Annotated in this window: 21 protein-coding genes and 1 tRNA gene; 7 read left to right on the top strand and 15 right to left on the bottom strand. The window is 58.1% G+C overall.

All coding sequences use genetic code 11. From position 1 onward, the window contains the following. Window positions 1-17: 17 nt before the first annotated feature. Window positions 18-1451, bottom strand: a complete 1434-nt coding sequence (locus AC2FIO_RS21915) for an NAD(P)-dependent oxidoreductase (RefSeq protein WP_108860463.1) — start codon at window positions 1449-1451, stop codon at window positions 18-20. Between the two features lie 229 nt (window positions 1452-1680). On the opposite strand from AC2FIO_RS21915, the gene AC2FIO_RS21910 reads away from it, so the two are divergent. Next, on the top strand, window positions 1681-2484 hold the full coding sequence (locus tag AC2FIO_RS21910) for an undecaprenyl-diphosphate phosphatase (protein ID WP_496699963.1): 804 nt from the start codon (window positions 1681-1683) through the stop codon (window positions 2482-2484). On the opposite strand, the gene AC2FIO_RS21905 is transcribed toward AC2FIO_RS21910, so the two are convergent. Beyond that, entirely contained in the window at window positions 2485-3468 is a 984-nt protein-coding gene (locus tag AC2FIO_RS21905) for a complex I NDUFA9 subunit family protein (RefSeq protein WP_496699962.1), read from the bottom strand. It abuts the gene before it with no gap. 198 nt (window positions 3469-3666) lie between these two features. Between AC2FIO_RS21905 and AC2FIO_RS21900 the strand changes: the two genes are divergently transcribed. Then, window positions 3667-3753, top strand: a tRNA-Leu gene (locus AC2FIO_RS21900). Window positions 3754-3856: 103 nt separating this feature from the next. Here the strand turns inward: AC2FIO_RS21900 and AC2FIO_RS21895 are convergent. From AC2FIO_RS21895 to AC2FIO_RS21845, 11 genes are all read right to left on the bottom strand, one after another. Then, window positions 3857-4309: an SRPBCC family protein gene (locus AC2FIO_RS21895; protein WP_109313033.1), complete on the bottom strand. Its 453-nt coding sequence runs from the start codon at window positions 4307-4309 to the stop codon at window positions 3857-3859. A 106-nt stretch (window positions 4310-4415) separates the two neighbouring features. Continuing rightward, window positions 4416-5228 carry an XdhC family protein gene (locus AC2FIO_RS21890; RefSeq protein WP_282121213.1) on the bottom strand — a complete coding sequence of 271 codons (813 nt, stop codon included), beginning with the start codon at window positions 5226-5228 and terminating at the stop codon, window positions 4416-4418. An 11-nt stretch (window positions 5229-5239) separates the two neighbouring features. Next, window positions 5240-6427 (bottom strand): vWA domain-containing protein, encoded by a 1188-nt coding sequence (locus AC2FIO_RS21885; protein WP_496699961.1) that lies wholly within the window; start codon window positions 6425-6427, stop codon window positions 5240-5242. Further along, window positions 6427-7293, bottom strand: coding sequence for an AAA family ATPase (locus tag AC2FIO_RS21880; RefSeq protein ID WP_496699960.1), 867 nt, complete (start codon window positions 7291-7293; stop codon window positions 6427-6429). Before AC2FIO_RS21880 ends, AC2FIO_RS21885 begins: the two co-directional genes overlap by 1 nt. A 105-nt stretch (window positions 7294-7398) precedes the next feature. Beyond that, entirely contained in the window at window positions 7399-9816 is a 2418-nt protein-coding gene (locus tag AC2FIO_RS21875; protein ID WP_496699959.1) for an aerobic carbon-monoxide dehydrogenase large subunit, read from the bottom strand. Beyond that, window positions 9813-10307 carry a (2Fe-2S)-binding protein gene (locus tag AC2FIO_RS21870; RefSeq protein WP_058279311.1) on the bottom strand — a complete coding sequence of 165 codons (495 nt, stop codon included), beginning with the start codon at window positions 10305-10307 and terminating at the stop codon, window positions 9813-9815. The genes AC2FIO_RS21875 and AC2FIO_RS21870 overlap by 4 nt, the downstream gene beginning before the upstream one ends. Window positions 10308-10321: 14 nt before the next feature. After that, window positions 10322-11155, bottom strand: a complete 834-nt coding sequence (locus AC2FIO_RS21865; RefSeq protein WP_058275190.1) for an FAD binding domain-containing protein — start codon at window positions 11153-11155, stop codon at window positions 10322-10324. Window positions 11156-11294: 139 nt separating this feature from the next. Beyond that, window positions 11295-12392, bottom strand: a complete 1098-nt coding sequence (locus tag AC2FIO_RS21860) for an MHYT domain-containing protein (protein ID WP_496699958.1) — start codon at window positions 12390-12392, stop codon at window positions 11295-11297. 142 nt (window positions 12393-12534) lie between these two features. Next, window positions 12535-13539 (bottom strand): ABC transporter substrate-binding protein, encoded by a 1005-nt coding sequence (locus AC2FIO_RS21855; protein WP_496699957.1) that lies wholly within the window; start codon window positions 13537-13539, stop codon window positions 12535-12537. Next, complete coding sequence (locus tag AC2FIO_RS21850) at window positions 13518-14885, bottom strand: sensor histidine kinase (protein WP_496699956.1); 1368 nt, start codon at window positions 14883-14885, stop codon at window positions 13518-13520. Before AC2FIO_RS21850 ends, AC2FIO_RS21855 begins: the two co-directional genes overlap by 22 nt. Further along, the gene (locus tag AC2FIO_RS21845; RefSeq protein ID WP_282154090.1) at window positions 14875-15543 is read right to left on the bottom strand and encodes a response regulator transcription factor; all 669 of its coding nucleotides are present in this window, start codon (window positions 15541-15543) and stop codon (window positions 14875-14877) included. The genes AC2FIO_RS21850 and AC2FIO_RS21845 overlap by 11 nt, the downstream gene beginning before the upstream one ends. Before the next feature lie 108 nt (window positions 15544-15651). Here AC2FIO_RS21845 and AC2FIO_RS21840 point away from each other — a divergent pair, with 108 nt between their 5' ends. The 5 genes from AC2FIO_RS21840 (at window position 15652) to AC2FIO_RS21820 (ending at window position 20647) form a co-directional block, all read left to right on the top strand. Continuing rightward, window positions 15652-16629, top strand: a complete 978-nt coding sequence (locus tag AC2FIO_RS21840; protein ID WP_058275185.1) for a tripartite tricarboxylate transporter substrate binding protein — start codon at window positions 15652-15654, stop codon at window positions 16627-16629. A 69-nt stretch (window positions 16630-16698) separates the two neighbouring features. Beyond that, window positions 16699-17181: a tripartite tricarboxylate transporter TctB family protein gene (locus AC2FIO_RS21835; protein ID WP_058275184.1), complete on the top strand. Its 483-nt coding sequence runs from the start codon at window positions 16699-16701 to the stop codon at window positions 17179-17181. Window position 17182: 1 nt separating this feature from the next. After that, window positions 17183-18694 carry a tripartite tricarboxylate transporter permease gene (locus AC2FIO_RS21830; RefSeq protein WP_058275183.1) on the top strand — a complete coding sequence of 504 codons (1512 nt, stop codon included), beginning with the start codon at window positions 17183-17185 and terminating at the stop codon, window positions 18692-18694. Next, a complete protein-coding gene (locus AC2FIO_RS21825) occupies window positions 18684-19871 on the top strand; it encodes a CaiB/BaiF CoA transferase family protein (RefSeq protein WP_496699955.1) in 1188 nt (395 codons plus the stop codon). The genes AC2FIO_RS21830 and AC2FIO_RS21825 overlap by 11 nt, the downstream gene beginning before the upstream one ends. After that, window positions 19868-20647: a citryl-CoA lyase gene (locus AC2FIO_RS21820; protein ID WP_496699954.1), complete on the top strand. Its 780-nt coding sequence runs from the start codon at window positions 19868-19870 to the stop codon at window positions 20645-20647. Before AC2FIO_RS21825 ends, AC2FIO_RS21820 begins: the two co-directional genes overlap by 4 nt. A 4-nt stretch (window positions 20648-20651) precedes the next feature. Here the strand turns inward: AC2FIO_RS21820 and AC2FIO_RS21815 are convergent, their stop codons facing one another. Next, the gene (locus tag AC2FIO_RS21815; protein WP_496699953.1) at window positions 20652-22166 is read right to left on the bottom strand and encodes a heme biosynthesis protein HemY; all 1515 of its coding nucleotides are present in this window, start codon (window positions 22164-22166) and stop codon (window positions 20652-20654) included. A 10-nt stretch (window positions 22167-22176) separates the two neighbouring features. Continuing rightward, window positions 22177-23286, bottom strand: a 1110-nt coding sequence (locus tag AC2FIO_RS21810) for a COG4223 family protein (RefSeq protein ID WP_496699952.1), incomplete at its 5' end; no start/stop codon positions are given.

Raw genomic sequence — 23286 nt, 5'->3', positions numbered from 1 at the left:
CTGTCGCTGGGCTAGGGTTATTCGGCTGCGATGGCAGCCTTGGCGTTGAAGCGATCAATAATCGCATCGGCGCAGTCGCGACCATCACGAATGGCCCAGACCACCAAAGATGCACCGCGCACGATGTCACCAATGGCATAGACGCCGTCCATCTCGGTCGCGCCAGTCTCAAACGCTGCTTTGACGGTGCCCCAACGGGTGACGGGCAGGTCGGGCTGGCCGAACAGGGTGGGCAGGTCTTCAGGCTCAAAGCCCAGCGCCTTAATCACCAGATCGGCATCTTCGACATAATCCGCGCCTTCGATCACTTCTGGCGCTTGACGGCCGGTCGCATCGGGTTGACCCAGACGCATCTTCTGCACCATCACGCCAGCAACGGTGTCGTCGCCGGTAAAGCCCTTGGGCGCGCTCAGCCATTCGAACACCACGCCTTCTTCCTCGGCGTTTTGGGTTTCGCGCTGCGAACCTGGCATGTTCGCCCGGTCACGACGATAGAGGCATTTGACCGACGTGGCACCTTGCCGGATCGAGGTCCGCACACAATCCATCGCGGTATCACCGCCACCAATAACGACCACCTTCTTACCTTCGGCATTCAAGCGGCCATTGTCGAAATCTTCGACGTCATCGCCAAAACTTTTGCGGTTCGAGGCGGTCAGGAAATCGATGGCTTTTTCGATTCCAGCCAGACCGCTGCCGGGCATAGACAGATCGCGCGATTTGTACACACCTGTCGCAATGATCACCGCATCATGCTTGGTGCGGATTTCTTCGAACTTGGCGGCGTCCACATCGCAGTTCAGCACAAACTCGACTCCGCCATCGGCCAGCAGGTCATTGCGGCGCTGCACGATGTCTTTTTCCAGCTTGAACCCCGGAATGCCGTACATCAGCAGACCACCTGCGCGATCATAACGATCATAGACGGTGACCTGAATGCCCGCCCGTCGCAGCATGTCCGCGGCAGCCAGGCCGCCGGGGCCGCCACCGATGATGCCAACGCTTTCGCTGCGCTCGGCACCAGGAGCGGTGGGTTTCACCCAGCCTTTGTCCCAGGCGGTGTCGGTAATGTACTTCTCAATCGTGCCAATAGTGACCGTGCCGTGGCCCGATTGCTCGATCACGCAGTTGCCTTCGCACAGACGGTCCTGCGGGCAGATTCGGCCACAAATCTCGGGGAATGTGTTGGTGGCCTGACTGGTTTGGTAGGCTTCTTCCAGACGACCCGTCGCGGTCAAATGCAGCCAGTCAGGGATGTTGTTGTGCAGTGGGCAATGCGACTGGCAGTATGGAACACCACATTGACTGCATCGGCTGGCTTGCTCCTTGGCCTTCTCTGCTGCGAATTCGGCGTAGATTTCATCAAAATCTTCTCTGCGGTCATCGGCGGCACGCTTTTCGGGCATGACGCGGTCGATCTGCACAAATTTCAGCATCGGTTGCTTGGCCACGGGTCAAACTCCATGAATTGGCTTGGTCACGTCTCTTTAAGAGATGCGACATCGGATGAAAAGTCAACTGTACTGACCTAATTTCAAAAACTGGAGAGAAATTTAGTGGTCGTTTAAATTTAAGTGCGGTTTTTAGTTCCGATTCGGACCTATATGCACGCTTTCCTTTTCCACAGCGCACTTATACCCATTGGGCAAACAAAGACGTGACCACAACACGGCGGGACAGATGGGTCTTTTTCAATTGATTCTCGCGGCGATTATTCAGGGTATCACTGAGTTTTTGCCGATCTCTTCATCTGGTCACTTGATACTGCTGCCCAACCTGACCGGGCTGGACGATCAAGGTCTGGCCATCGACGTGGCCGTGCATGTGGGCACTTTGGGCGCTGTGATTCTGTATTTCTGGTCCGATGTGAAACAGGCCGTGTCCGGTCTCCCCCGTGCGTTGACCGGCCGGGTCGACACACCACAGGCGCAGCTGGCCATGGGTCTGATCATCTCCACGATTCCCACAGTGGTTGTCGGGGCTATCCTGTTCAAAACCGGCCTGATCGAGGCCTTCCGGTCAATGGCGGTCATTGGCTGGACCATGCTGGTTTTTGGCCTTGTCCTGTATTGGGCCGATCAAAAAGGGCCGCAGACCAAAGAAGCAAGCGAATGGGGTCTGCGCGATGCGTTGATCATGGGGCTGTGGCAGGTTCTCGCCCTGATACCCGGAACATCCCGATCAGGCATTACGATCACCGGCGCGCGCCAACTGGGCTATACGCGAGAGGATGGCGCGCGGATCGCGATGTTGATGTCGATTCCGACCATTATTGCCTCAGGCGTTTTGTTGTCGGTAGACGTGATCCGCGAAGCAGACGCCCAATTGGCCCGAGATGGGGCAATCGCGGCATTTTTTGCCTTTATTTCAGCTCTGCTGGCCCTGGCCCTGATGATGCGCCTGTTGCGCAGTGTCAGCTTTACACCTTATGTCATCTACCGCGTGATCCTGGGCGCCATCCTGCTTGTAATCGCCTATAGCTGATCAGGTCCGCAGATTGTTGGCCGAGTTCTGAATGTCGTCGTACTGACCCGATGGGCGAAACTTCCAAAGGTAATCTGGCAGCACCGATTCCAGCGTCGCTGGCTCAATCCCAAGATCCGCGAACCCCTTGGCCCCTTCGGACACGACATTGTTGCGGCGGAGGTTCTTCAGCTGATCGCGCGTCAGGATGTGGTTCGGGAACAGTTGGAAGCTGACGAACTTCAAGATGTCCAACACGCCCGCCATTATGCGGGCCACAAAGAAGGGCATTCCGATGATCACTCGGCGTCGGTAGATCACATCAAGCATCTGCTGCATCAGTGCGCGGAAGGTTTTAACCTCGGGTCCGCCCAGCTCATACACACCGGCCTCAGCTTGGCCCAGGACGCCCTGAACAGCGGCCTTGGCCACATCATCCACATAGACCGGCTGGAACTTGGTGTCGGCGCCGACCAGCGGCAGGAAAGGTCCCATCCGGGTCATCCCGGCAAAACGATTAAAGAACTGATCTTCGGTTCCGAAAATCACAGACGGCCGCAGAATAATTGCATCTGGCATATGGGTCAGCACACCGGCCTCACCATGCGCCTTGGTTCGCGAATATTCGCTGTCGGACTCGGCGTCCGCTCCGATGGCTGAGATATGAACCATCCGGGAAATGCCCTGTTCGGCCGCCAAACGCGCGATCCGCTCGGCCCCATCAGCCTGCACCGCGTCAAAGGCGGTCTTGCCCAGCTCGTTCAGAACACCGACGCAATTCACCACCGCATCTGCCCCATGCATCGCCGCCGCGACCGAGGCATCATCACGGATGTTGCACAAAATGGGTTCGACCTGGCCGACCACACCATAGGGCCTGACAAACATCGCCTCATTCGGGCGCCGCACCGCCACCCGGACACGCCACCCTTCATTTGCCATGCGCCGCGTAATATACCGGCCGACAAATCCCGATCCGCCATAAATCGTGACCATTTTAGACATGAGAGGGCTCCTGCTTGTGGGTCCTCTATCGATCTAGCGCTCTGAGGCCTGTCAAACAAGGCGCAATAACGCCGCGCGTCAGTGAAAAGACCAACCAATTCAAACTGAATTTGGATGTGTGAAAAAAACTTTCAAAAATCTTCCCGAATCTGGTTGACCCTTCCAGCCAGTGGGCTTAAACGCCCCTCCACGACACCTGCCCAGGTGGCGGAATTGGTAGACGCGCTAGCTTCAGGTGCTAGTGTCCGTATGGACGTGGAGGTTCGAGTCCTCTCCTGGGCACCAAATCTCCTTAAAATCAAACCACTGATATTCTCTTACCGGAATTGAGTTTCCGTGGGATGTGATCTGACGCGGGCCGGTCCATTCACCGGCCCTGTCACGCACCTTAAGTAACGGATTGTTCAGAAACAACTTCGCCAAAACGGGTAAAGAACTTGCCCGACAGCTTTTTTGCCGTTCCAGCGATTAGGCGGCTGCCCAGTTGCGCGATTTTTCCACCAACCTCGACCTTGGCTGTATAAGCCAGAACGGTTTCGTCCCCATCTTCGGTCAGCGTCACGTCGGCACCACCCTTGGCAAATCCGGCAGCGCCGCCCTTGCCTTCGCCAGTCAAGGAAAACCCGTCCGGTGCATTGGCAGTGTCCAGCGTCACAGCGCCCGCAAACCGGGCCTTGACGGGGCCGATCTTCAAAACCACCTTGGCTTCCAGATCTTCGGGCGAATTTTGGATCAGCTCTTCGCAACCCGGAATGCACTCCTGCAGGATTTCGGGATTATTCAGAGCCTTGTATACCACATCCCGCGGCGCAGAGATGCGGACTTCGTCACTCAGTTCCATTCAACTTTCCTTTGTTCAACAGCATCTTGGATAAACCAGAAGCGCGGTCTCTGTCGCCTCTTCCGGAGTTTGTTCGGGACGCGCGGGCCACAGGGACCTCAGGCGTTTAAGCACGTTTCTCATCATGGGACTCCGTTTTGGATTTGTCACTGTTTCGCCAAAGCACAATTTCAGCCAGGATCGACACGGCGATCTCATGCGGGTCGATCGCGTGGATGTTCAGACCTGCCGGTGACTTCAGCCGCGCAGCTCGTATCGGGTCCAAACCTTGCGATATCAGCTTGGCCACCAGCGTTTCGGCCTTGCGATGGCTGGCCACCATCGACACCCGCTTGGCGTCCGTTTGCAGAGCGGCGGCCAGGGCCGCGGCGTCGCCCTGGCCTTGCGAAGCCACGACAACGAAGTCCCGCGGCTCAACCCCTAGGTTTTGGACGGAATCCAGAGTGAACCGTTGAAAGTCACCTTCTGTCTCTGACGCGTCACTGAGACACACGCGAAACCCAGCCAGTGCCCCATGGACTGCCAGTGCCTCTGCAATCAGCGACTCGCCAAAAATCACCAATCGCGGTGCGTGCTGATACGGCTCGACAAGCAGATCGACAGTGCCGCCGGACGGGCAACCGCTTTTGAACGTCTGAATGCCATCAGGATCGGCCATGTTCACCACCTTTTCCGAAGGTTTGACCCGGATCATTTGCGGCGAACCACTGGCCAACGCCTGCTGGGCCGAGGATCGAACCGCACGTTGAACGCAGCCCCCGCCCAAATGGCCCAGGATCCGTCCATCTTTTGTAATCGCAGCCTTGCCCCCGGCTTTCGCCGAAGTTGCATCCGCAGTCCGCAACACCGTGGCCACGCAAAAGGCTTCATCAGTTTTGCGCAGCTGCTCAATCGTGTCGAATATGTCGAAGCTTGCCATGTGGGCTCCTTTCACAGCTTACGGAATTGCGGTTCCAGCGCCGCCAGCGCCTCAAGCGTATTTGCGGGCAGGTGCGCGTCCAGATACGGCTCAGCTGCCTGCATTGCGGCGGCAATGGGCTGGTAGTCGTGCCAGCCCTTCAGCGGGTTCAGCCAGACGATCCGCCGGGCCTTGCGTCGAATCCGGGCCAATACAACGCCCAGCGCTTGCGGGTCCGAGCTGCAATACCCGTCAGACAGGATCAGTACGATGGTCCGACCGTTCAGTGCGCGCGCGCCATACCCATTCAGAAAATGCTCAAGACTGCCCGAGACATCCGTGCCCCCGCCAAACCCTTCGGCCATCAGCGACAACCGCCCTGCTGCGCGCAGTGAATCGTGGTCGCGCAACGCATCCGTGACGCGCATCAAGCGCGTATGGAACAGATATGCGTCCGCTTCGGTTCCTGTGCCAATCAAGCCTTTCAGGAAAGCCAGAAAGACGCGCGAGTATACAGTCATTGATCCGCTTACATCGCACAGTGCAACGATCCGCATCGGACGCGGTGGGCGGGCGCGACGATACAGTTCCATCGGCTCACCGCCCCGTGCAAGGCTGGCGCGCTGTATTCGGCGCATGTCCAGAGCAGGCCCCTTTAGCGCTTTTTTCCGCCGGCGCGAGCGGCGGTCGCGGATGGCGCGCGCCAGCGCCGTCGCCGCTTGTTCGGCCTGCTTCAGTGCGTCTTCATCCACCAGTTCACGCAAATCCCGACGCGACAGGTTGGCCGTACGGGTCGCAATCAGCTTACCGTCTCTCCCCACGGCCTCTCCGTCGCCCGGATCAGGGGTTGCGTCCTGATCCGAACCGGAACTGGACTCCTGAATGTCATGGCTTTCTTGCTGCCAGATCATCGGCTTGGCGGATTGCACCCGAACATGCGCGGTTTGCGCCACTCCGGTGCGCTGCTTTCCGGCATTGAGCCAATAGGAATCGAAAAGATCGTCAAACCGTCGCCAGTCTTCCGCGTCACCGGCCAGCAAGACACACAGCGCTTGTCTGGCCTGCGGCAAATCCGTCGCCTCTACTTCCGCCAGCACCGCCAATGCATCCCCAGTCTCAGCCGGTCCGACGCGCATCCCGTTCATCCGCAAATGTGCAATGAAGCCAGACATGCGATCCGCCAGACCAGAGGCACGAGAAGGGAACCGGGTGACCTGCATCACGCCACCTTTCCAATCAGGCGATCCATCACTTCAGGCGGGGCCGCGTCATAATCGGCTGCGGTTTTCAGAAGACAGACAAGAGTCACCTGAACCTCTTCGCGGGACTGCGCCATGTCGTTAACACCCAATCCGGAAAGGGCTGCCGCCCAGTCCAGCATCTCGGCAATGCCCGGAGTCTTCTCCAAGTCTTCTTTGCGCAAAGCCTGCACAACGCCAACAATCTGGCGCGCCAACTGCCCTTCAACTTGGGGCATGCGGGCTTTCAGGATCGCCATTTCGGTTTCACGCGATGGGTAGTCGAGGAAACTGTACAGACACCGGCGGCGCAATGCATCGGACAAGTCCCGCGTGCCATTCGCCGTCAAAATAACGATGGGTTTTGAACGCGCCGGGATTGTACCCAGTTCGGGAATTGTGATTTGAAAATCCGAGAGGATTTCCAACAGATACGCTTCGAATTCTTCGTCGGCCCGGTCAATTTCATCAATTAGCAGAACCGGAGGAGCATCTTGCGAAATGGCCTCCAACAAAGGACGTTTCAGCAAATATTCATCTGAGAAAAGCTGTGCTTCGCTCGTTCCGCCCTGCGCCTCGCTCGCTCGGATCGCCAGAAGCTGACGCTGATAGTTCCATTCATAAATGGCATGACTGGCATCGAGCCCTTCATAACATTGCAGCCGGATCAGCCGGGCGTCCTGCCACGCGGCCAGGGCCTTTGCCACTTCGGTCTTTCCAACGCCAGCAGGACCTTCCAACAACAATGGCCGCCCAAGTTGCTGTGCCAAATGCAGCGCCATCGCCAACCGGTCATCGGAAACATAGCCCTGCGCGGCCAATCCGTTCTGAACATCACTCAAAGTCAAAACCAGGATCCAATCTTCATCTGGCCAAAAATATCCCGGGGGAGGTTCGGAGGGGGTTCTACCCCCTCCGTTCGGTCGGGCCGGCAACAGCCGGTTCGAAACCGTTTACCCGTGCATCCCCAACCCGTTGGCGATCTTCCAGATCCGCCAATGATCATGCGGCATATGGCTTTGCACCAATCCAAAGGGCCGGAACGCATCATGCACCGCGTTCGAGAACGCAGGCACGCCGCCGACATTCGGACTCTCGCCCACGCCCTTGGCACCGATCGGGTGGTGCGGAGATGGCGTGACCGTGTGATCGGTGGTGTAGTTCGGCGTCTCCCATGCCGTAGGCAGGAAGAAGTCCATCAGCGTCGCGGTCTTGACGTTGCCCATCTCGTCATAGGCAATCTCCTGCCCCATCGCGATGGCCAGCGCTTCGGTCACACCGCCATGGACCTGCCCTTCGATGATCATCGGGTTGATCCGCGTGCCGCAATCGTCCAGCGCATAGAACTGCCGAACATCCCATTCCCCAGTATCCACGTCGATCTCCATGACACAGATATAGGCCCCGAATGGGTAAGTCATATTTGGTGGGTCATAGTAGCTGACGGCCTCCAGACCGGGCTCCAGCCCCGGAATCGCCTGGTTGTAGGCGGCAAAAGCGATCTCTTTCATGGTCTTGAACCGCTCAGGCGCGCCTTTGACGGCAAACCGATCGACATCCCATTCGACATCATTGTCATGCACCTCGAGCAGATAGGCCGCGATCATCTGCGCCTTGGCGCGGATTTTGCGCGCGGCCATGGCTGTCGCAGCCCCGGCAACCGGCGTCGACCGAGACCCATAGGTGCCAAGCCCGTACGGTGCAGTATCAGTATCGCCTTCCTCCAACGTGATATCGTCCGCAGGAAGCCCGATCTCACTGGCTATGATTTGGGCAAAGGTCGTTGCGTGGCCCTGACCCTGACTGATCGTCCCCAGCCGCGCGATGGCAGAGCCAGTCGGGTGGATGCGAATCTCACACGAGTCGAACATGCCCAGCCCGAGGATATCACAATTCTTGACCGGTCCGGCCCCGACGATTTCGGTGAAATGCGTCAGGCCGATGCCCAGCAGTTTGCGAGTCTTTCCGGCTTTGAAGTCCTCTATCCGCTGAGCCTGTTCCGCCCGCAGACCTTCATAGTCCACGGCCTTCAATGCCTTATCCCACGCAGTGTGATAATCGCCCGAGTCATATTCCCAGCCCAGCGCGGACTGATACGGGAACTGGTCGGCCTTGATAAAGTTGATCCGACGCAGCTCGGCCGCGTCCATGTTCAGCTTGATGGCCAGAACCTCGATCATACGTTCGATGAAATAAGCAGCCTCGGTCACCCGGAAGGAACACCGATAGGCCACGCCACCCGGAGCCTTGTTGGTATAGACCCCATCCACAGCCAGATAGGCGGTGGGAATGTCATACGACCCGGTGCAGATGTTCATGAACCCAGCCGGGAACTTGGTCGGGTCGGCACAGGCATCAAATCCACCATGATCCGCCGTGGTATGACACCATAGGCCGGTGATCTTGCCGTCTTTAGTGGCCGCGATCTTACCTTGCATCCAGTAGTCCCGTGCAAAGGCGGTGGACATCAGGTTTTCCATCCGGTTCTCAACCCATTTCACTGGCTGGCCGGTGACGATCGAGGCGACAACCGAGCAGACATAGCCCGCATAGGCGCCAACCTTATTGCCAAAGCCACCACCGATATCAGGACTGATCACCCGGATATTGTGCTCGGCCAGACCCGAGATCAGCGATACAACGGTGCGGATCGCGTGCGGGGCCTGGAACGTGCCATAGAGCGTCAGTTTGCCGGTCACCTTATCCATCGAGGCAACACAGCCGCATGTCTCCAACGGGCATGGGTGGGTTCGATGGTAATAGACCATCTCTTCGGCCACGACATCTGCCTCACCCAGAACTGCTTCGGTGGCTTCCTTGTCGCCCTGTTCCCACGTGAAGATGTGATTATGATGTTTACGCGGACCGTGGGCACCCTCGGTTTGACCCGCAAGGTCTTCACGCAGGACAACATCTGATTTTAGCGCCTCGAACGGGTCGGTCAGAACGGGCAGCTCTTCATAGTCAACCTCGACCAACTCTGCCGCATCTGCTGCGATATACCGATTTTCAGCGACGACATAAGCAACTTCCTGGCCCTGGAACAGAACCTTGCCATCGGCCAGCACCATTTGCTTGTCGCCCGCCAACGTCGGCATCCAATGCAACCCCAATGGCGCAAGGTCTTCGGCGGTCAGAACGGCAACAACGCCAGGTATCGCCAGCGCAGCCTCTTTGTTCACGCTGACGACGCGGGCATGGGCATAGGGAGAGCGGACAAAGGCGCCAAACAGCATCCCGTCCATCTTGATGTCATCGACGTAGTTGCCCTTGCCCTGGGTAAAGCGCACATCTTCGACGCGTTTGCGCGAACTGCCCATCCCTTTGAGGTTGGCGACGCGTTCTTCGGGGGTCAGAGTCTGGTCGTTCATTCCGCAGCCTCCTTCTGAGCGTTCAGCATGTCGGCAGATGCCGCGATCGCCTTAACGATGTTCTGATATCCGGTGCAGCGGCACAGGTTGCCGGACATGCCAAAGCGGATGTCTTCCTCGGTCGGGTTCGGGTTCTCTTGCAGAAGACGATGCGCGCGGGTGATCATGCCCGGCGTGCAAAAGCCGCATTGCAGCCCGTGATGTTCGCGGAACATCTCTTGCAGAACCCCAAGGCTGCCATCGTCGTTGGTCAACCCCTCAACGGTGGTGACGTCGGCGCCGTTCACCTGCGCCACAAAGGTTGTGCAGGACTTGACGGACTTGCCATCAATATCCACGGTGCAGGCCCCGCAATGACTTGTTTCGCACCCGATATGCGGGCCTGTGATTTTCAAATCTTCCCGCAGGAAATGGATCAACAGCGTGCGCGGCTCGGCCAGACCTTCGACCTGCTTGCCGTTCACGGTGAGTTTTACGTGCATTTTTGACATCGTTATTCCTCCCCTCAATCCGCGCGGCTTTGCGCGCGTTCGATGGCGCGGCGCAGCATCACAGCGGCCACGTGTTTCTTGAATTCGACGGGACCACGATTGTCGGCCACCGGGTCGATGGCTTCGAGCATCGCGGCGACACAACCGCTGACATCCCCATCCGCCAGCGCATTGCTTGCGCTTTCAGACCAGACGGGTGTGTCCGCCAGATTGGTCATCGCTACCGAGGCCTGACCATTGCCAACCATCACGGCAGCTGCCGCTGTCGCATAATCACCGATCTTGCGTTTCTGCTTTTCATAGGCCTGACCCACACCCGCGCCCGGCACCGGGATCGAAATCCGGGTCAGGATTTCCTCATCGTCACGCGCAGTGAAGTAAGCGGCCTCATAAAACTCACGCGCAGCGACACTGCGGCGACCATCGGGGCCAGACAGTTCGAACGTCGCGTTCAGGCATTGCATCAACCCCGGCATATCATTGCCCGGATCACCATTGGCGACGTTCCCACCAACCGTTCCCACATATCGCACCTGAGGATCCGCGATTTGCAGCGCGGCCTCTCGGATCAACGGAATGGCTGTAGCCAAGCCGTCATGAGTGATCAGCTCATGCTGGGTCACCATTGCGCCAAGCGAAACCGTGTCGGCACCAACCTCGATGCCCTTCAGCTCCTCGATAGCTTGCAGATCGACTAGGTGGCCCATTTCGGCCATGCGCAGCTTCATCATCGGGATCAGGCTGTGCCCGCCCGCGATCACGCGCGCCTCATCTCCGTGTTCCTGCAAAATGCCAATAGCCGAGGCGATATCGCCTGGCCGGTGATACTCAAATCCGGCTGGTATCATGTTTTTCCTCCCTGGGTCCAAGCGGTATGCCTTGGGGGACCTGCGGTAAGGAAAGGACGCTGAAGCCATCCGTTCCAGCCAGTGGAAACGGAGAGCGCGGCTTATTTCACGAAATGCGAATGCGCTGCACGAGCTGCGATCAAAGGCCCAGCGCCTCGCGAATGTCCGTCAGGCGGGATCGGCTGACCGGCACCTTGGCTAGCGCATCGACTCCATCGAAATAGCAGGTGCCGTTATCCTTGTGCCTCTCGAACCGCGAGACCTGCTTGGGGTTCACCAGATAACTGCGATGAGCCCGCAAAAACCCGTCAGGCGCCAAGCGCGATTCAGCTTCGGTAATGGACCACGGGCAAAACAGTTTCTCAGCGTTTATATAAAGAACGGTGTAATGCCCTTCGGCCCGGATGGCTGCGATATTGGAAGGCTGGGCGAAAAAGGTTTGTCCTTCCCGCTCAAATGGAACCCCAGCCCGCAATGTGGGCTCTGGCTCCCGGGCAGGTTCCGGCGCGCTGGGCGATATCTCTGCTGCCGCAGGTTCGATGAAGGTGATGCCCGTTAGCAGGAATGCACCACAGATCAGGAACACGGAAACCGTTACCCCCATCGCCAGCACCTGATTGTTTAGTGCAGGTCCGGCACGACCAGCGGTATCGCTTGCGACAAAATCAGTCAGGCCGGTGGCGACGAAATGCATGGTGAAGACCGCCAACCCGAAACACACCGTTCCCAGCAGAATGTTGCGCTGCGTACGGTTGTCATAGGCAACCCAGATTGCCAGCACCGACAAAACGACCGAGGCCAGGGTCGAAATCACCACGTCCCAAACATTGTAAACGGGGCGGCACAGCTCCATCCCGGCCATGCCGACGTAGTGCATGACAACAATCCCCAGACCCACGATCACTCCCGCACCGACAATCGTTCCCATCGTGCGGGGACGGAAATGCAGTATCAGCAGCGCAAGGCCAACCATCAGGATCGCGACCAGGGCTGAGATCAGGGTGATCAAAGCATCGTAGTAAAACAGGATCGGCAGTTGCAGGCCCAGCATGGCCACGAAATGCATCGACCAGATGCCACCGCCCAGAATGATCGCAGCCAACGCCACGACCAGTTTGCGTTTCTGATCGTCCAGTTTTGAGGCCCCATGCGTCAGATAAAGCCCTGTGAATCCAGCCATCATCGCAACAGCCAGAGACGCCGCCACAAGCCAAGCGTTATGAGAATAGTCCAACATTTGGATTTACACGCCCTCCCCGACGCGTGGGTGACGTTAGCAAACGGAATTGATTGCGACAATTGATGTTGGAAAGGAATTCCAACAGCACCGGCGCCGGTTTCAGTTTTCACCGACCCGTCGGGCTTAGGTGACGGTCTTATTACTGAATAACGGCATCTTCCCATGCAGAAAGAAACTTTGTTCGTTTCAACCCGTCAAGAAAGGTCAGTAAAGCGGGATCAAGGCCGATTGTCTCGCGCCCGTCAGAACCATCACTTGGCTGCAAAAGAGGAAGCGGGCTGGCCTCTTCGGCCACTGCTGGCCGCTCAGTTACGAGGTATCGCAGCAGCAACTCGGCTGCTTTGGGTTCTGGCGTGGCTTTCGAAACCATCGCTGTGCGCATCATAATTGTTTGAAAATCAGACGGCAACACGACCTCAAGGGCGTCTTTGCCCTCGGCTCGGACAGCGGCGTAACTGCCCAGAACATTGTAAGCAACCAGGATCGAGCCATCCGCTAGGTCATTGATCATTTCGCCCGAGCAGCAATAGAGCCGTACATCCAGGCCGCCCATAACCTCCATCAAGCGCCAATACGTCTCAGACGCGCGCGCATCCTGGGTTGCAAACAGATATCCCAGACCAGATTGGCGCACGTCATAGGTGCCAACTTTGCCCCGAAATTCTTCGGGCCGTTTGCGCAATGCCTCGATCAGGCTTTGCCGGGTCTGGGGGATGGGCTGCCCTTCAAATGCGGTTCGGTTTATCACGATTGTCGCGGGTTCCGAGGTGAATGCGAAAAGGCTGTGGTGCCATTGCGCCCAGTGCGGGACGGGCACATCGTCGATAGACAGGGCAAAGCCGTCATTTGCCAGTTTCAACTGCAGGTCCATCGCGCTCGAGATGATCACATCGAAGGCATCGGGCGTTGCGCGGACTCGACGGTTGATGTCGGCGGTTCCGGAAACGAGGTATTCGACACTAATCCGGGGGTTCTCCGCAACAAACCCCTCGATCACCGGCGCGAACAAAACAGTATCGGTGCTGGAAATCACACGAAGGCGCGGACCTTCGGCGCTTTCATTAAAGACCAGACGGTCTTCCCAATCGTCGGCCCATCCGAGGCAGGGAACCACCAACAAAACTAGAGCGATAAGATAACGCATGCGCCCCCCTTTGACCGGTTCTTTAGGATCAACACGCCCCCATGTGCCGTTGCCACATCCTGCGCGATCGTCAACCCCAGCCCGGACCCGATGGTCCCAACGGCGTTCTGTCCACGTTCGAACCGGCGCGTCAGTGTGTCGATTTCATCAGGCGGAAAGCCAGGACCCGAGTCGCGCACCTGAATCTGGGGGTCGGGATGTGCAATGATCGTGATCTCAACAGCACTGTCAGATGGTGCGTATTTCATCGCGTTATCGACCATATTTCGCACAGCATTCTGGATCAGGATAGAGTCGCCCGAGTAAGGAACCGAGGGCTCACCCGACAATGAAAGCGTCAGCTCCTTCATTTCGGCAATCGGGATCAGGCGCTGCACCAGATCGCGGATCAGTACGACCAAATCAATCTCTTCTCGTTCCAGATGATCCGCTCGGAAGGTGATCATCGCGTGATCCAGCAACTGCCCTGCCGCGCGCGAGCTTTCGTCGATGGCACGTACCATGGCCTTCAAGGCCTCGCGGTTGTCTTCCCGTTCCACGCGGTGAAGTGTTGCCTCGGCATAAGACCTGACCGTCGCCAAAGGTGTTCGCACCCGGTGCGCGGCTTCGGCGATAAAGTCCTCGGATTGGCTAAGCGATTGGTCCAGACGGCCCATGAGCGAATTCAGCGACGTCACCAGCGGCGCCATCTCTTTTGGCACGGGTTTCTTGAACGGGCTTAGATCCTGCGGACCTCTGCGTGTGACCGAGGTCGTCAGTTTGTTCAACTGGCCGATCGTTGATGATGTCACCCAGAATGACAGCGCGGCGGTCAGCAGAAAGAACCCGATCCCCAAATACGCTGCATTGCGTGAAATCTGATCCAGCGTGTCGGATAACGCGTCCTGCGTTTGCCCCAACGCTACCTCAATCTCGGTCTGGCGGCCCAAACCGACCAGCGTTCGGCTGGCGCTGACCTGTCGGACACGCTCGCCGCGGACCTGACCGGTTTGAAAGGCCCACCTGCCTTCAATCGGGCCGTCTGCGAGGCTCAGATCCTCATATCCGGACAAGAATTCTCCATCCTGATAAATGGCATAGAACACCCGGTCATCCGACGGCGTGCTGAGCATGGAAAACGCGGCATAGGGGATGTCCACCTCTAGGTGACCATCCCTAAGCGCTGCGGCATCAAGGATCGACGAGACGGACGCCCCCAATATATCGTCCTGTCCCTGTTGGGCGACTTTTGCGGCATAACTGCGCACCGTCAGGAACAATAGGATCGCCAGGACCGCCGCTCCGCCGATCAGCGTCAACACCAGCCTATTTCTTAGTGATCCCGAAACGGTTGGGCTAGTCGTCATGATCCAACCTGTATCCCAGCCCGCGCAACGTAGTGATTTTCATGCCGGATTTTTCAAGATGCTTGCGCAGGCGTCCGACATAGACCTCAATCGCGTTGTCCGACACGTTGTCATCATAAGAAAACAACCTGTCCGCCAGCTTCTGCTTGGAAAACACCTGACCCGGCGCGTTTATGAACAGCTCGATCATTCTCAACTCGCGATTGCGTAGGGAGAGCGTGACACCATCGACGGTCAAATGACCAGCAACCGGATCAAAGATAATTCCGCCAACTTCAATCGTCGACTTTGAGCTTCCGGACTTCCGACGCAGAACAGCGCGGCAGCGGGCCTCAAGTTCCGCATGATCGAAAGGCTTGGTGACGTAGTCATCCGCCCCCAGATCAAGCGAACCGATTCGATCCGAAACCTGACTGCGCGCAGTCAGAACGATCACCGGCGTGTCCAAACGGCTTGCGCGGTGCTGCCTTAGGAACTCGCGGCCATCCCCATCGGGTAACATGATATCCAGCAGGATAAGGTCGTATTCTTCGGTCGCAACAAAGGCGCGCGCATCCTCTAAATTTGCTGCGTGATCAACAACATGACCATCCAGCTGCATGCGGGAACTGATCGCGTTCGCGAGGTCGAGATTGTCTTCGACAAGCAGAAATTTCATGGGCGAAAATCAGTTTCTTTTTGCATGACAGGTTGATGTCAGGTTGGCGTGTTTAGGTGCAGGATAATCTGTGCCGCTGAGCGGCCAGTTGTCAAATGGGAGGACATAATGACAACATTTAACCTGGGCCGTCGGGCCCTGATCGCAGCTGTTGCAGCAATTGGTCTGGTTGGACCTGCCGCATCCGAAGAAGTCGTCGACAGCATCCACTTTCTGATCCCCGGCGGCGCCGGCGGTGGCTGGGACGGTACCGCCCGCGGAACTGGCGAGGCCCTGACCAATGCTGGTCTGGTCGGCACGGCATCTTATGAGAACATGTCGGGCGGCGGCGGCGGTAAAGCCATCGGCTTCCTGATTGAAAACGCGGACAGCAACCACGGCACGCTGATGGTCAACTCGACGCCCATCGTGATCCGCTCGCTGACCGGTGTGTTCCCGCATAACTTCCGTGACCTGACACTGGTCTCGGGCACAATCGGCGACTACGCAGCGATTGTTGTAGGCAAAGATAGCCCGATCAACTCGATGGCGGACCTGCTGGCCGCCTATGACGCTGACCCGGGCGCAACCGCGATTGGTGGCGGCTCGGTACCTGGCGGTATGGACCATCTGGTCGCCGCAATGGTCATGGAAGCTGCAGGCAAGGACGCGCTGGGCGTAAAATACATCCCTTATGATGCGGGCGGAAAAGCTATGGCTGCCCTGTTGTCGGGTGAGATCGCCGCACTGTCGACCGGTTTCTCCGAAGCTGTCGATCTGGCCAACGCGGGAGAGGTTAAAATCATTGGCGTAACCGCAGAAGAGCGGGTCGATGCAGCACCTGACGCACAGACCATGAAGGAACAGGGCATCGACACCACTTTCGTGAACTGGCGTGGATTCTTTGCTGCCCCCGGCCTGCCCGAGGACAAGCTGGCTGCCTATCAGCAAGCCATCGCCAAGATGTACGACACGCCCGAATGGGAAGAGGTTCGTGCCCGTAACGGTTGGGTCAACATCCACAACTCGGGTGCCGATTTCGAAGCGTTTCTGGAAGGTCAGGAACAGCAGATCAGCGACCTGATGAAGAAGCTGGGCTTCCTCTGAGGCAATCTACGGCAGAGCGTTTGGTCGCTCTGCCGTCCCAAAAAACCAAGATACAGGGGAGGGGACGTTATGGCGCTGGATCGCTGGATCGCGCTTATTTTATTGGGTGTTTGCCTAACGTATGGGTACACCGCCTGGTTCACGATGGACGGAAGTCTTCCTCCTTTCATGCAGAGAAATCCGATCTGGCCCAGCACATTTCCAAAGGTGCTGTCTATTCTAGGCGTGGTCGCGTGTTCGATCATCCTGCTTGGCTTTGAAAAGAGCGAAGTCAAAGAGGCCGATATCGATTACCGCAGACTTGGGGAATATCATCTGGGTCAGGCAATTTCTCTTCTGGTGCTCATGGTTGTCTATGCCCTGTGCCTGCGCCCGGTCGGTTTTCTGATCGCGACATCCAGCTTCCTGATCCTCGGGTCTTTCATTCTGGGTGAACGCAAGTGGCACATCATGCTGCCTGTCGCGTTCGTGGCAACCGGATCCGTCTGGTATCTGGTTCAGGAAGTTCTTGGAATTTATATGCGCCCCCTGCCGGGCGTGTTCGGAGGCTGACATGCTTGAAGGACTTCTGATCGGCCTGCAAACGGCATTCTCAATTCAAAACCTGCTGATGGTTGTCGCGGGCTGTCTGATCGGCACGTTTATCGGCATGCTTCCGGGTCTGGGCCCAATGTCGATCATCGCAATCATGATCCCGGTTGCTATTTCGATGGGCGATCCATCCGCCGCACTGATCCTGTTGGCAGGCGTTTACTATGGCGCGATCTTCGGCGGTTCGACCTCGTCCATTCTGCTGAACGCGCCGGGGGTCGCGGGCACCGTGGCCTCAAGCTTTGACGGTTACCCAATGGCCCGGCAGGGCAAGGCGGGCAAGGCCCTGACCATCGCAGCAATCGCCAGTTTCGCAGGCGGCACGATCGGTGCCATTTTGCTGATGGTCTTTGCTCCGGCACTGTCTTCGGTCGCTCTGCTGTTCCATTCCGCCGAATACTTCGCGCTGATGGTGGTAGGTCTTTCGGCCATCGCAGCCTTTGCCGGTTCGGGGCAAGTGGCCAAGGCCATCATCATGACGACCATGGGATTGATCATGGCCACCGTCGGAGAGGGGGCGCTGTTCAATCTTCCGCGTTTCACAATGGGCATCATGGACCTGCAATCCGGGTTTGGCTTCATCACCCTGGCCATGGCGATGTTCGCCCTGCCCGAAGCGTTGTTCCTGGTGCTTAAACCCAAGGACCTGAAAGGTGATGACGGCAAGATCAAGGATCTGCGCATTACCAAGGCCGAGGCGAAGGCCATCACCCCGGTCATCGGTCGCCAATCGGTGCAGGGCTTCTTTATCGGCGTCCTGCCCGGCGCGGGCGCGACAATTGCAAGTTTCCTCGGCTATGCGGTGGAACGGAACATTGCCCCCAAGGATGAGCAGGAGGAGTTCGGTAAAGGCTCGATCAAAGGTCTGGCCGCACCCGAATCGGCGAATAACGCGGCCTGTACCGGATCTTTTGTGCCGCTGCTGACACTGGGCATTCCCGGTTCCGGGACAACGGCGATCCTTCTGGGTGCTTTGATTGCCCTGAACGTCACCCCGGGTCCGCGTTTGATGTTGGATGAACCTCAGATCTTCTGGGCGGTAATCATGTCGATGTTCATTGGCAACCTCGTCCTGCTGATCCTGAACCTGCCGCTGATCCCCTACATTGCCAAAGTACTGGCCGTTCCGCGTAACTATCTGATCCCGTTCATTTTGTTCTTCACACTGATGGGGGCCTATATCGGGCAGAACAATGCCACCGAATTGCTGATCCTGGTGGGTTTCGGCGTATGCGCAACGGCCTTAAAGTTCGCAGACTATCCGCTGGCACCCCTGCTGATCGGCTTCATCCTTGGCGGCATGATGGAGGATAACTTTTCGCGTTCGATGCAGCTGTATGATGGCATCGCCTTTATCTGGGAACGCCCGATGACCCTGGGACTGCTTGCCATTGCCGTCCTGCTGGTTCTGCTGCCCAGCTACCGCGCACGTCGTGCACGGGCGCGGGCCGCTGGTGTGGCTGATGGGGACTGAACCGCTTAGGGGTGTTCGGGTCCTTGATCTGACAAACGTGCTGGCCGGCCCGTATTGTTGTTACCAACTGGCCCTCATGGGGGCCGAGGTGATCAAGGTCGAACGCCCCAAAAGCGGTGATCTGGCCCGTGTATTGGGGGCTGATCCTGACCGGAACAACGCCGGTATGGGGGTCAGTTTTCTGGCGCAGAACGCGCAGAAGAAATCGGTCACGCTGGATATGAAATCCAGTCGAGGCAAGGCTCTGCTAAAGCAGCTTGTGAAAACGGCGGATGTTCTGGTTGAAAACTTCCGGCCCGGCGTGATGGATCGGTTGGGTCTGGGGTACGAGGTTCTGCGTACCGAAAACCCCACCTTGATCTATTGTGCAATCAGCGGGTTCGGACAGGACGGTCCGCGCCGCGACGACCCTGCCTATGACCAGATCGTTCAGGGCATCAGCGGGGTCATGTCGATCACCGGCGCACCGGAGACAGCACCCTATCGTGTTGGTTATCCGTTGGCTGATACAGTTGGGGGGCTGACAGCCGCCTTCGCAATCAGTGCTGCGTTGAACGCACGACCACGCGGCGCATTCCTGGACATCGCCATGTCCGAGGCCGTGATCTCAACCATGGGATGGGTTGTGTCCAACTACCTTGTCGGCGGTGTGATGCCCGGCGCGCATGGCAATGAAAACACAACGTCGGCACCGTCCGGTACCTTCGCCACATCCGACAGCCCGATCAACATCGCCGCCAATCGCGATGAACAATGGCAAGCCCTCGCCCGGCATCTTGGCCGCGAGGACCTGTTGGATGACCCTGAATATACAACACGCGAAGATCGCAAACGAAACCGCCACGCTTTGCGGGACGAGTTGGAGAAATCCCTGAAATGGCGTCCCGCGAGCGAGTGGGTCAGCGAATTGAATGGCTTGGGCGTACCCACGGGGCAAGTGCTGACAGTCCCCGAGGCGTTGGCCGACGAACAACTCTCTGACCGGGGGCTGATTGGATCTCTGCACGCGCACGGAGAGGAGATGCAGCTGGCAGGCAGCCCCGTGGTGATGGACGGGCAGCGAAATATGCCGAAAGTCTCACCGCCGGAATTGGGCGCGGATAACGATTCAATCTGGTCCGAAATTGGCTTGTCACCGGATGAGATCAAGGAACTGGCCAAGGATGGTGTGATATGAGCGATGTTTCCGACTGGTGGAGCACATCCATCATTGACATGGAACCCGGACGCATCGCCCTGCGCGGTGAACCCATCGAGGACCTGATCGGCAACCTCAGTTTCGCCGAAATGATCTGGTTTCTGGTTCGCGGCAACCGCCCGTTACCCGCGCAGGCAGATCTGTTCGAAGCGGCCCTGGTCGCCGCCGTAGATCACGGACCACAGGCACCTTCTATTGCGACGGCCCGGATGGCTGTAACTTGCGGTTTGCCTTTGAACAACGCAATGGCCAGCGCGGTGAACATGCTGGGCGACATCCACGGCGGCGCCGGTGAGCAGGCGGTTGAGCTGTATCACTTTGTCGGGTCCCACTCGGGCGGGATCGGTGCAGCGATTGACGACTGGATCGACGACCACGGAAAGATACTGCCGGGTTTCGGCCACCGGTTTCACACACCGACCGATCCACGCGCACCGCGGTTGATGGCCCTGGTCTCTGAGGCAGTAGAACGCGGCGCGTGTGACGGACGTTTCCGGAAAATCGCGTTGGATATCGAAGCAGAGCTTGCACGTCGCAAAGGCAAACCCGTCCCGATGAACATCGACGGGGCCACGGCCGTCATCTATGCAGAGCTTGGGTTCGAACCACCGCTTGCGCGTGGTTTGTTTTGCCTCTCCCGGTCAGTCGGCATACTGGCACATGCGTGGGAGCAAATGCAGCAAGGTGGCCGCAACAAAGGCCCCACACCTCCGACGTACCGCTGGACTTATGTCAGGAACTCGCCTGAGGAATAGCGCGTCAGGCCTGTTTCTCGACCACGGGTTCGACGTCGGGGCGGACTGGTTCCACATCCAATTCGATGATCTCGGGATCACCCGGTTCCTCGACGTCTTCCACTTCAACCTCGACCTCAGCTTCCGGCTCGCTGCTGTCTTCCAGCGCACCAACGATCAGAGGCAGCATATGGACACCCGTCGCGCTTGCGATTTCCGGCGTTTGCGGTGTTTGCCAGCTGAGCGTGTCAAAGCTGCTGCAGTTCTGACAGACCGGAGCCCACCCGGGCTGGATGTCATGACAATTGTCGCAGACCCATTGTGGCCCGCGCGGTGCAGTCAGCGCCTTGGCCAGCCAACCCTGTACTACCGCGTCCGAGGACCCCTCGCCCCGTTCAATAGCGGCCATCAACGTGTAACCGCGCGCATCCGCCTGCTTTTCGACCACATCGCCCAGTGCGCGACGCGCCTCGGGGAAGTCTTCGGCCACGATGTTCAGCTCCGCCAAAATCAGACGGGTTTCCATATTCTCAGGGTGAATACGGGTCAGCGCAGTAAAGCGTTTGATCCGTTCATGTGGCGTTTCATCCGGCGCAATCTCTGCAAAGACATGGGCGAGGTCGGGGTGCGGCTGCACCTCCCACGCTTTTTTCACTATTTTGGTCGCATTGCGCGGTTTGCCTTTTTCAATGTAAGCGCGCGCTGCCATTGCGGCCGCAGGAATCAGATCAGGAGACAGGCGGTTCGCCTCAATCGCGCGCTCTTGCTGTTCGACCGTGGCGTTCTCGTCCAGAATCCCCTTGGCCTCGGACAGGGCCAGCACAGCATCGCGGCGCTTGAACACGTCGCGCGGCAGGTGGCCGGATTTCAACTTGGCTGTCAGTGTAGACCGCGCGCCTGCCCAATCCTGCGCCTTGGTCTGAAGACCTAACAAAATGTCCTGTGTTTCCAGATGGCGCGGCTTCATGGCCAAGGCTTTTTCGGCCAGTTTGCGGGCGGTTTCGTCATCCCCTTCGGCCAGTTTCTGTTTCATGATACCGCGCACACCGACAAAGCGGGTTGCATTGTCCGTCACCAGCTTTTTGTAGGTGTCAGCCGCCTTTTGGGTGTCACCGTTCATCTCGGCAGCCTGAGCCACCAGCAGGTTGGTCAACTCGGGTTTGTTCAAAAGCCGCTCTGCCTTGGTGGCCTTGTTCAAAGCCACGCGCCCTTCGCCCGATGCCAGCGCCATCAGACCATCGGACAACGCTTGATACCCACGCTGCTCGCGACTGCGGTCGAAATAGCGCGACAGGGCGGTTTCGTCTCCGTTGAGGAACTTCAGCGTGGCGATCAACAGGGTCAGCAGCTTGAACAAAAGCCAAACTGCAAAAACCAGAACGCCCAGCGCGATGACCGATTGCAACGGCCCCAAAGTGTACTCCGTCCCGCCGGCTGTGATCTGTATACCACCGCTGGTTTCCATGAGGGAACCCGCACCCACGGCCAAAAGACCGATAATCGCAACAAAAACTAGAATCTTAAACAGTGACCACAGCATGGCAGGTCCTTCAGTTCGAGTTCACGCTAGGCTGAAGCGCATTGGCGGCATCCACCGCGGAAACCCGCGCCTGGGCTGCCTGCTCCCAATCAGCCATAGCTGCCTGCGCCGCTTCGGGCAGGGATTTAAGTTCGGTCAGGGCCGTTGAGACGTCGCCACTGGACAGAGCCGACTCGGCACGAGACAGGATCGCATCCGGACCATCGCCATCTTGTGGGGTGACCGAACGCGCCCCGGTCTGTCGCTGCAGGAACGCCACCAGACCAGTGGCTTTGTCCGCATCCCGTGCTTCCGCCAACGCGGTTCGCGCAGCGGGTGAGAACGATGCCCGCAAGGTCGACACGCTTGCAACACCCTTATCGGCGGGGCCGGATAGCGCCTCAGGCACATCAACGCCGCCTGCCTTCAGTTCGGCGACAAGGTCTGCGTAAGGCTGACCAGCATCCAGTTGACCATGCAGGCGCGACAGGATCGCCGCGTTGGTCGCTGCCAGAGCCTCTGCCGAGGCTTTCGCCTCAAGCGTTTGTGCGTCCGACACCATTTTTTCCACTTCGGCCCGCTGCGCCGCCAGTGAATCCTGCAATTTTTTCAGTTCGGCCTCAAAGGCTGCCGACGTTTCGGGGGACGCGCCTTGGGTCAGAGCGTCGCTTTCAATTTTACTTAGGCGGCTGGCCAAAGGATCAATCTTGCCCGCCAGCTCATCGACACTGGATTTGAGCGTATCCAGATCGGAGGTGATCGGTGTCACCTGATCGGTCAGCGCTGAAATCTTGCTGTCGACGCCAGATGTGTCGGACAGGGATTTGGTCAGCGCCTCGATCTGAGTGGACTGATCGTTGAGCTTCGCCTCGAGCGTCGTAAGCGCATCTGTATCACCAGATCCGAACAAGCCCGCGCTGCCGGCTGCAAACCCGATTCCCGCCGCGATAACACCGCCGAGCAAAGCGGGGACGAATCCACTGCGTTTTTCTTCCTGCTGCGACTCTTCACGATGCGATTTTTCCGGCGGCGCGGAGTTCTCTTCCTGGGTCAGTTCCACAGCCGCTTCGGCTTCGGCTTCGGCTTCGGCTTCGGCTTCGGCTTCGGCTTCGGCTTCGGCTTCGGCTTCGGCTTCGGCTTC

The sequence above is a fragment of the Ruegeria sp. CDSB086 genome (genome assembly GCF_059611065.1).
The sequence above is the reverse complement of the archived record's forward strand: the minus strand, read 5'-3'. Positions and strand labels throughout refer to the sequence as shown.